Origin of the sequence: Tsukamurella ocularis, from assembly GCF_965138335.1 — a bacterium.
GTDB classification, from domain to species: Bacteria; Actinomycetota; Actinomycetes; order Mycobacteriales; family Mycobacteriaceae; genus Tsukamurella; species Tsukamurella ocularis_A.
On the sequence record NZ_CBCSDV010000001.1, the window covers coordinates 512,147 to 520,790 of the forward strand.

9 protein-coding genes are annotated in these 8,644 nt (G+C 69.4%); all 9 read right to left on the reverse strand.

Features of this window, described 5'->3' with window-relative positions; genetic code table 11:
• Positions 1 to 18: 18 nt before the first annotated feature.
• Positions 19 to 1,101 carry an MlaD family protein gene (locus ACNAYW_RS02645; protein WP_415848190.1) on the reverse strand — a complete coding sequence of 361 codons (1,083 nt, stop codon included), beginning with the start codon at positions 1,099 to 1,101 and terminating at the stop codon, positions 19 to 21.
• Entirely contained in the window at positions 1,098 to 2,126 is a 1,029-nt protein-coding gene (locus ACNAYW_RS02650) for an MlaD family protein (RefSeq protein ID WP_415848191.1), read from the reverse strand. Before ACNAYW_RS02650 ends, ACNAYW_RS02645 begins: the two co-directional genes overlap by 4 nt.
• Positions 2,123 to 3,208 (reverse strand): MlaD family protein, encoded by a 1,086-nt coding sequence (locus ACNAYW_RS02655; protein ID WP_415848192.1) that lies wholly within the window; start codon positions 3,206 to 3,208, stop codon positions 2,123 to 2,125. Before ACNAYW_RS02655 ends, ACNAYW_RS02650 begins: the two co-directional genes overlap by 4 nt.
• Positions 3,208 to 4,200 (reverse strand): MlaD family protein, encoded by a 993-nt coding sequence (locus ACNAYW_RS02660; protein ID WP_415848220.1) that lies wholly within the window; start codon positions 4,198 to 4,200, stop codon positions 3,208 to 3,210. The genes ACNAYW_RS02655 and ACNAYW_RS02660 overlap by 1 nt, the downstream gene beginning before the upstream one ends.
• The gene (locus ACNAYW_RS02665; protein ID WP_415848193.1) at positions 4,197 to 5,201 is read right to left on the reverse strand and encodes an MlaD family protein; all 1,005 of its coding nucleotides are present in this window, start codon (positions 5,199 to 5,201) and stop codon (positions 4,197 to 4,199) included. The genes ACNAYW_RS02660 and ACNAYW_RS02665 overlap by 4 nt, the downstream gene beginning before the upstream one ends.
• Before the next feature lies 1 nt (position 5,202).
• Positions 5,203 to 6,234 (reverse strand): MlaD family protein, encoded by a 1,032-nt coding sequence (locus ACNAYW_RS02670; protein WP_415848194.1) that lies wholly within the window; start codon positions 6,232 to 6,234, stop codon positions 5,203 to 5,205.
• A 9-nt stretch (positions 6,235 to 6,243) separates the two neighbouring features.
• On the reverse strand, positions 6,244 to 7,104 hold the full coding sequence (locus ACNAYW_RS02675) for an MlaE family ABC transporter permease (protein ID WP_415848195.1): 861 nt from the start codon (positions 7,102 to 7,104) through the stop codon (positions 6,244 to 6,246).
• Complete coding sequence (locus ACNAYW_RS02680; RefSeq protein WP_415848196.1) at positions 7,104 to 7,922, reverse strand: MlaE family ABC transporter permease; 819 nt, start codon at positions 7,920 to 7,922, stop codon at positions 7,104 to 7,106. The genes ACNAYW_RS02675 and ACNAYW_RS02680 overlap by 1 nt, the downstream gene beginning before the upstream one ends.
• A 128-nt stretch (positions 7,923 to 8,050) precedes the next feature.
• On the reverse strand, positions 8,051 to 8,644 hold a 594-nt coding region (gene kstR / locus ACNAYW_RS02685), incomplete at its 5' end, for a cholesterol catabolism transcriptional regulator KstR (RefSeq protein WP_415848197.1).

The following is an 8,644-nucleotide window of genomic DNA, read 5'->3' on the forward strand; positions in this document are numbered from 1 at the left end:
GTTCTCCTTCGACCCGCGTCAGCGGGGCTGCGCGGGGGTACTGGACGGTGCGGTGCGGCCGGAGGGGGCCGCGGGCTTCGGGCTCGACGACGGCGCGCCCGAGGGCTTCGCGGACGTGGGCTTCGCCGATGCCGGACTCGTGGGGCCGGAACCGGACGGCGCCATCCGCAGGGTGACGGCGCCCGAGCGGCCGCGGACCGAGGCCAGCGCCGTGTCGAGCAGCTGGCCGCCGTTGATGGTGGAGAGCGGCTCGGCGATCGCGCGGACCGACGGGAGCATCAGTTCGGAGAGGTACTGCACGCTCGGCGCGGCACCGTCCTCGAAGCCCTGGATCACCTTGAACAGCTCCAGCATGCCGTCCCGGATCACGTTCGGGTAGTCGCCCTCGCTGATGTACGAGACGGAGTACGGCGCCATCTCGCCGTAGCCCTTGCCGAAGGTGCGCAGCGGCTGATCGAGGCTGAGCAGCAGCGCGCCGACGTCGCCCGCCCGCGGCGTGATCGAGTTGAAGGACTGCAGGAGGTCCCGGATGTCGGGCAGCTGGCGCAGGATCGAGGTGGCCGTGAGGACCGCACCGGCGTCGATGGTCGGCACGGTCCGCTCGCCGCCGGGCAGCGCGTCGTCGGCGCGGGCCAGCAGTCGCTGCACCGTCGCGGGATCGAGCTGTTTCATCAGCCGTGACAAGGAACTCGACAGTGCGCCGACGGTGGAGTCCGCGGTGTCCACGACGCCCTCGAGGCGCGCCCCGTCGGGGACGGCGGCACCGTCGCCCTGGGCGATGGTCAGGTAGGTCTCGCCGAGGCCCGAGAGGTTCTGCACGCGGACCTTGGCGCCCTGGGTGATCCGGGTGTCCTTGGCGTAGCCGACCTCGACCTCGACCCGGTCCGCGTCGACGGTGAGGCCGCGCACCTTGCCGACCTCGACGCCGCGGTCGAGGATCCGCGAACCCTCCTGCAGGCCATTGGCGTCGGTGAGGCGGATGTACGCGACGCGCTCGCCCGACGGCGAGAACCACTGCACCCCCTGGTTTCCCAGGAGCAGCACGGAGACCACGACCAGCGCGACGAGGCCGAGGGTGGAGGCGATTCCGGAGCGGGTCATCGGGCCTGTCCGATCAGTCGCAGCACCTTGAGGGCGCCGGGGGAGACGTCCTGCCCGGCGGTGTTGGTCACCGAGTCGATCTTCACCACCGGCTTCTTGACGAACGGGGCGAGGTTCTTGTTCACCAGGATCGATCCGCCGTGGATCGCCGAACCCAGCGAGACCATGTCGGCGGTGAGCAGCTCGAAAAGGTCGGACGACGAGTTCATCAGGGGGATCAGCCAGGACCCCTGCTGCAGCATGCCGCCGACGGCGGGGAGCAGCACGCCGATGTTCGACATGAGTTTGCCCTGGTTCGACCAGTACTTCAGGTGGTACGGCGACAGGGTGTCCTTGAAGTTCTTCTCCTGCTTGGCGATCCGGTCGGCCATCTCGGTCGCGGAGTCGAGCAGGCGATTCACCTCGGTGGTGTTGGCGCCGATGCCCGTGACATCGCGGTTCAGCTGCGCGGAGAGCAGGTCGAACTGCGGTCGGTCCTTGGGCAGCGCGGTGTTCAGGCGCGTGATCGTCTTGCTGACGTCCTGCACCGAGCCGCTGCCGAAGTAGTCGGCGAGGATGGTGAGCGTGCTCTCCACGGACCGGGGCGGGCTGGTCTGGCTCAGCGGGAGCACCGCTCCGGCGCGGAGCGGCGCCGCCGCGCCGGTGGACTTCTCCGGCGCTTCCAGCCGGACGTACGCCTCACCGAGAAGGGTGTCCTGCAGGACGGCGGCGTGAATGTCCGAGGGGAGCGTGACGGTCTTGTCGACGCGGACGGTGACGGTCGCGGCGTCCTCGCCGAGATCGACGGCCTTCACCCTTCCGACGGTCAGGCCACCGAGCGAGATCCGTGCGCCGATCGGCAGGTTCAGCACATCGGCGAACTGGAGCTTCACCTCGTACTGATCGCCGTCGCCGAGGGGGTTGCGCATGTCCATGTTGGCGGGGCTCACGCCGCAACCGGCGAGGACGACGGCCGCGCCGATCACGATCGCCGCGGACACGCGCCGCGGGAGCCACCGCACGGCGCTGCGGGTGCGGGTCATCATCGGCCTCCCTGGAACGGCAGTTGCATGAGATCGACGGTGGCGGTCTGGGCCTTGCCCGCGACCACGGAGCAGGCGCCCGGTGCCTGCGCATTGATCTGTGCGCACAGGCCGTTCGGGTCGCGGGTGGCGACGGTCGTGACGGGCACGCCCGCGATGGAGGCGGGCGCCTCCTCGCCGCCGCGGGGCAGGTAGGGCGCGATCTGCGAGCCGAAGACCGGCAGCATCCGGGCGAGCGCCTCGTTGGACTTGACGCCGGTCGCCGCGAGCTTGACCGCATCCGCCGCCATCGTGCCGCCGGGCTTGAGGATGTGGCCGTAGCGGCGCATCATGTCGTCGCCGACGAGGAAGAAGACGGGCAGGGTCTGGAAGATCTCGGAGACCGCCGGGAAGGTCACCTTGCCGTACTGGTCCAGGACGTTCCCCACGTGCTGCAGCGTCAGGAGCAGCTCGCCCCACTGCTGATCCATGCTCTGCATCAGCGGCCGGACGTTGCTCACCACGGTGGTGACGTCGCCGAGGAAGCCGGCCGGATCGCTCAGCAGCGTGGACAGATTCGTCAGCGAGCGAGCGGCCTGCGGCGGCACCGACGGGCCGACCTCGGTGTCGAGCCGGGTCAGCAGCCTGCCGAGGTCGGCGGACGCACCGCCCTCGGTGACGGAGTCGACCAGGCGGGTCGCCGCGGACGTCGTCTCGGAGATCGACTTCGGCGTCGCCGAGTTCTCGCGGGCGATGCAGGTGCCCGGGTTGAGCGTGGCCCCCGAGGAGTAGTTGCCGACCAGCTCGAGCGAACGGTCCGCGAGGATCGAGGTCGAGCGGGTCACGGCCTTCACCGTGGCGGGCAGCGTGCGACCGGAGACGTCGAAGGTGACCTTCACGCCGTCGCCCGAAGGCTCCACCTTCCGGACGGAGCCGATCTTCACGCCCATCTGGGTCACGTCGTTGTCGGGGTACAGGCCGATGCCGTCCGCGAGGTAGGCGCACTGCGTGCTCGATGCGGCTGAGGCCGCGCCGACCGCGGTGGGCACGAGGGGCGCCAGCAGCGCGACGGCCGCGGCGAGCAGGGAGATCCGGGCCGGGCGCATCAGCAGCTCACCGTCGCCGTCGGGAAGCAGAGGCGGCTGGCGAGCACCGTGTCGGGCGACATCGGCTTGCCCTGCTTCTCCAGGTTCTTCTGCATCGTGTCGATCCCCTTCTGCAGCTCACCGATCATCGCGGGGATCGTCACGTTGGTCGTCTTCAGCGCGGTCTCCATCTTCGCGAAGGCGTCGCCGAGGGTGTCGCGGTACTTCCAGTACAGGTCGAGGAAGGGCTTGATCTTGCCGAACATCCCGGCGAGGCCCTGGTAGGCGATGCCGAAGTTGGTGGCGGTCTGGTCGAGCGTGACGATCGCCAGCGACGCCTTGTGGATCATGTTCATGATCGTCTCGCGCTGCTCGGCGAAGCCGGTCGCGTACTGCGTGCTGATGTTGATGATGCGGCCGACCTGGTCGCGCTGGTCCGTGAGCTGACCGAGCAGCGAGTTCACCCCCTCGACGATGTTGTCGACCGAGCCCGGGTTGGAATCCAGGCCGGTGCTCAGCGCCTTGATCGACGTGGCGAGCTGGGTGCGATCGACCGGCTCGAGCTTCTCCGGGGTGTCCTGCAACAGGTCGCCGATGCTGTACGGCAGGCTCACCCGGTTCCGCGGGATCGGCTTGTCGCCCAGGGCGGCCCGTCCGGCGGAGGACACCGCCACGTAGAAGCCGCCCGCCACCGTGAGCATGCGGACCGCGACGGAGGTCTGGTCGCCGACGAAGACCGAGTCGTCGATGCGGGTGGTGACCTCCACGTCGTCCTTGCGGAGCTGGACCGAGGAGACCGAGCCGATGCGCACGCCCGAGGCGCGCACCTCGACGCCGGGCTTGATGAGAGCGGCGTCCTGGGTGACGAAGGTCAGTTCCTTCTGGCCCGGCGGGCGCAGGTAGACGAAGGCCAGTACGGCGGTGATGAGCAGCGCCACGGCGACGGCGATCGCGCCGAGCTTCGTGCTGCGATTGACGAGGCCGCGCCAGGGCGGGCGTCCGGTGAAGATCATTTCAGGCACACCGTCACATTCGTTCCGCCGGTCAGTACGGTCACCTTGTTCGGCAGCGGGGCCGCGCCCTTCGAGCAGGGGGTGGGCGGCGCGCCGAGCAGCGCTGCGACGCCGGTGAACAGCCCGGGCAGCTTGCCCATCGCCTCCACCGCGGCACCCGGGTCCTGGAAGGCGGTGCGCATCAGCTTCTCCACGTCGAGATCCTTGGACAGGCCGAGCGCGGTGAGCACCCGGTTGGTCGCGGCACCGAAACCGGGGCCGTAGGTGGCGGTTCGGCGGAACTCGTCGAGGTTCTCGAGCACCTTCGTCAGCAGCAGGTCGAAGTTGAGGATGAACTCCACGACCTGCGGCGAGTAGTCGTTGATCATGTTGGCCACGCGGGTGACGTTGTCGATGAGCGTCTTGATGACGGTCTGCCGGTCCGCGAGGTTCGCCGTGATCTTGTCGATGGCGCCGAAGGTCTGCGCGGCGGTGGTGTCGTCGCCCTGCAACAGTCCCAGCAGGTTCCGGGTCAGCTCGTTGACGTCCTCGGGGCTCAGCGTGCGGAGCACGGGGGCGAGGCCGTTGAACAGGGTCGTGATGTCGAACGACGGGGTGGTGCGCGACATCGGGATCGAGGTGGCGGGCGTGCCGCCGGCAGAGCTCCCGGGCTGGATCTCGATGAACCGCTCGCCGGTGAGGTTGCGGTACTTCACCGCGAGCCGGGTGGTCGACGTGACGGGGTGGTTCTCCTGCGCGGAGAAGCCGATGACGGCCTCGTTGCCGTTCCCGTCGGCGGTGCCGCGGACGTCGACGGCCGTCACCTTCCCGATGAGCACGCCGCGCAACCGCACGTCGCTGCCGACCCGCAGGCCGGAGGCGTCCGAGAGGTGCGCCTCGTAATCGCGGGTCTCGCCGCCTGCCGGGTTGCGGAGCGCGGCGAAGATGCCCAGCGCGATGACGAGCGTGATGACCAGTGCGATCGCGAGGGTGATGGTGGCGCGGGTGTTCTTGGCGCGCATGTCATCGGCCCCCTTCCAGGACCGAGGCGGCGCCCGGGAGTCGATCGGCGACGACGTTCATGCGTAGTGCGGTGCCCTCCGGGACGGTGATGAAGGCGCTGTTGACGCCCGTGATCAGGGGGACGATCTGGCGGGGGACGCTCACGGTGCGCATCACCTTGGTGGTGCTGTCCATGATGACCCGCAACATGACGGTGCCCGGCGTGAACTCGGCCTCGTGGGAGCCGAACATGTCGGCCAGCGGCGTGAAGAAGCCGGTGCCCAGCAGGGTGGTCGTCTTGTCGATCTTGTCGTAGTTGTTGACGGTGTAGTCGAGCGTGCCGGCGGCCTCGCCGCCCCGCATCTGCGGGACGAACCAGCCCTCGAAGGCTGCTTCGACCAGGCCCGGCGCACCGTCGAGCGTGGTGCGGACGGTGCGCATCGTGGTCCCGATCGGCACCTTCGCCGACCGCGCGTTCTGCTGTTCGACGGAGAACGCGACCTGCAGCAGCGGCGTGATGGCCTGCGTGTACTGCGTGGCCTTCCTGGTCACCTCGATCAGCTTCGGCGTCATGACGCCCGAGACCGACACGGCGCTGCGGGTGAGCAGGTCGGAGATCGTGTCGTTGCTGGACCGCGGGCGCAGCGTGCTGCCCGAGCGGAGGTCGGCGCCGCCCTGTCCGGGGACGAGAGCCATCTCGGTGACGCCGAAGTAGTTGCCGGGCTGGTACCGCACCGACAGGGCGTCCGTGAGGCCGCGGAGGCTCGCGCGGTCCAGGCGGACGGCGACGCGGGCCTCGCCGGCGCGCGGGATCACGACGGACTGGACCTCGCCGACGGGGACGCCGCGCAGGGTGACCCGGGTGCCGGTCTTGACGCCCGGCCCCACGTCGGCGGATTCGACGGTGAGCGCGAGCCGCGGATCCGATGCGGGCATGCGGGAGGCGACGATGCCGGCGACGGCGGCGACGAGGATCACGGCGATCGCCGCGACACCGACCGTGAAGAAGACGCGTTGTTGGCGACCGGGCGTGCCACCGAGCAGTTCGTACATCGGTTCCCCCTAACCCTTGAAGATGATCGTGGGGGTGATGCCCCAGAACATGATGGTCAGGATGAAGTCGAGCGTGAGCACCGTGACCAGGCTGGCGCGCACGGCCCGGCCGCTGGCCAGGCCCACGCCCTCCGGGCCGCCCTTGGCGAAGAACCCGTAGTAGCAGTGGATGATCGTGACGGCGGCGCAGAAGACCACGGCCTTGAGCGTCGACAGCGCGATGTCGCCCGGGCTGAGGAACTGCTCGAAGTAGTGGTTGTAGGTACCCAGCGCCTGGCCGTGGAAGACGACCACGATCAGCTTGCAGGTGAGGAACGCGAGCAGCAGCGTGAGCATGTACGCCGGGATCACCACCACGATGCCGGCGATGAGGCGGGTGCTGACGACGTAGGGGATCGAGCGGATGCCGAGGGCCTCGACCGCGTCGATCTCCTCCGCGATCCGCATCGAACCGATCTGCGCCGTCATGCGGCAGCCTGCCTGCGCGGCGAAGCCGATGCCGGCGGAGATGGGGATCATCTCGCGGATGTTCGCGAGCCCGCCGATGACGCCGGTGAGCGGGCCGAAGCCGATGAGGTTGAGGCCCGCGTAGGCCTCGATGGCCACGGCCGCGCCGCTCGCCGCGCCCAGGATGACCATCATGACGACCACGCCACCGTCGACCACGACGGACCCGCGGCCCCAGGCGAGTTGCTTGAGCACCCGGGAGGTCTCGCCGCGGTACTTCATCAGCGCGACGGGCACGAGGTAGATGGACTGGGCAACGAAGACGACGGCTTCGCCGATCCGCGCGATCAGGCTCGCGGGCTTCGAATCCAGGGTGGAGCGCTTCTTCGGCGTCGCCGGCGCGGGCGGGGTCGTGGTGGTCATCACGCCACCTGACTCGGGAAGAACATCGTCTGCAGCTGCGTGAGGCCGAGGAAGGACAGGAAGATCAGGGTGATCGACAGCACCACCGAGGAGTTCACGCCGTCGGCGACGCCGCGCGGGCCGCCCGACGCCTCGAGGCCGCGCAGGCCGGCGACGAGGCCGACGATCATCGCGCCGGTCTCGGCCTTGAGCACCGCGAAGGCCAGGTCGGACGGTGCCGAGAAGGCGCCGAAGGAGGACCAGAAGCCGCCGGAGCTGAGCCCGAACTGCCACACGGAGACGGTGAGGGCCACGACCATCGCCACGGCGACGATCGCGACGAGCAGCATCGGCGCGATGATCATCAGCGCGAGCATGCGGGGCGCGATGAGACGGGCGATCGGATCGACGCCCATCACCTGCATGGCCTGCAACTCCTCGCGGACCGTGCGCGAGCCGAGATCGGCGGCGATGGCCGAGGCGCAGACGCCGCCGAGCAGCACGCCCGTCGCGAGGGGGGCGCCCTGCCGGATGATGCCGATGCCGGACGCGGCGCCGACGAGCGAGTTCGCGCCGACCGTGTCGACGAGGGCGCCGACCTGGACCGAGACGACCGCGCCGAACGGGATGGCCACGAGGATGGCCGGCAGTGTGGTGACCCGCAGCAGCGTCACCGACTGGGTGATCATCTCGCCGATCGCGAAGTTCCGCTTCAGGACACCGCGGACCGTCCACGAGATGATCTCGCCGGCGAGCACCACCGAGCGTCCGATCGTGGACAGGCTCTTGGTGACGATCGCGGCCAACCGGTACAACCGGTACAGCGCCGCGGCCCTCACGCCGGGCCTCCGAATACCACCATCGGGTGTCCTCTCCTCATTTTCGAGAGGAGCGTATCAACTGCCGGGGCAAAACTAGTACGTGTTTCAGTTTTTGCTCGGCTTACCCGATGTGACCTGCGCTGTTGTCAGTCCTTGATGAGGAGATCGACGGCCACGGAGAGCCGCTTCTGCACCTCGGTGGCGGATGCACGGTGGGTGACCCACGCGACCAGGTTCGCCATCCACACATCGGCGATCAGGTGGAACGTATCCCGCTGGCGCTCGTCGGGATCCTCCACGCCGAGGGCGTACGCGAACATGTCCTCGAGGAGGCGGCCCACCCGCTCGACCTCCGCGGCGGCCGTGGCGTCGGCGAACATGAAGGCGCGCACCATCGCCTCGGTGAGCAGGGGAGCCCGCTGCAGCGCCTCGGTGTTGCGGTCCAGCACGAACATCAGGCGTTCCGCCGCGGTGTCGCCCGGGATCTGCACCTTCCCGATCCGCTCGCCCGCACGCTCGAACTGGCTGACGAGCCCCGCGACGAGGAGGTGCACCTTCGACGGGAAGTACCGGTACAGGGTGCCCAGCGCCACGTCGGCCTTCTTCGCGACCGCGCGCATCTGCACCGCGTCGTAGCCGCCCTTGCGGGCCAGGGCCAACGTGGCGTCGATGATGCGCTTGCGCCGCTCGCGCTGCCCCGCGGTATCGAGGTCCTCCCGCGAGGGTGCGGGGGCGGGGGC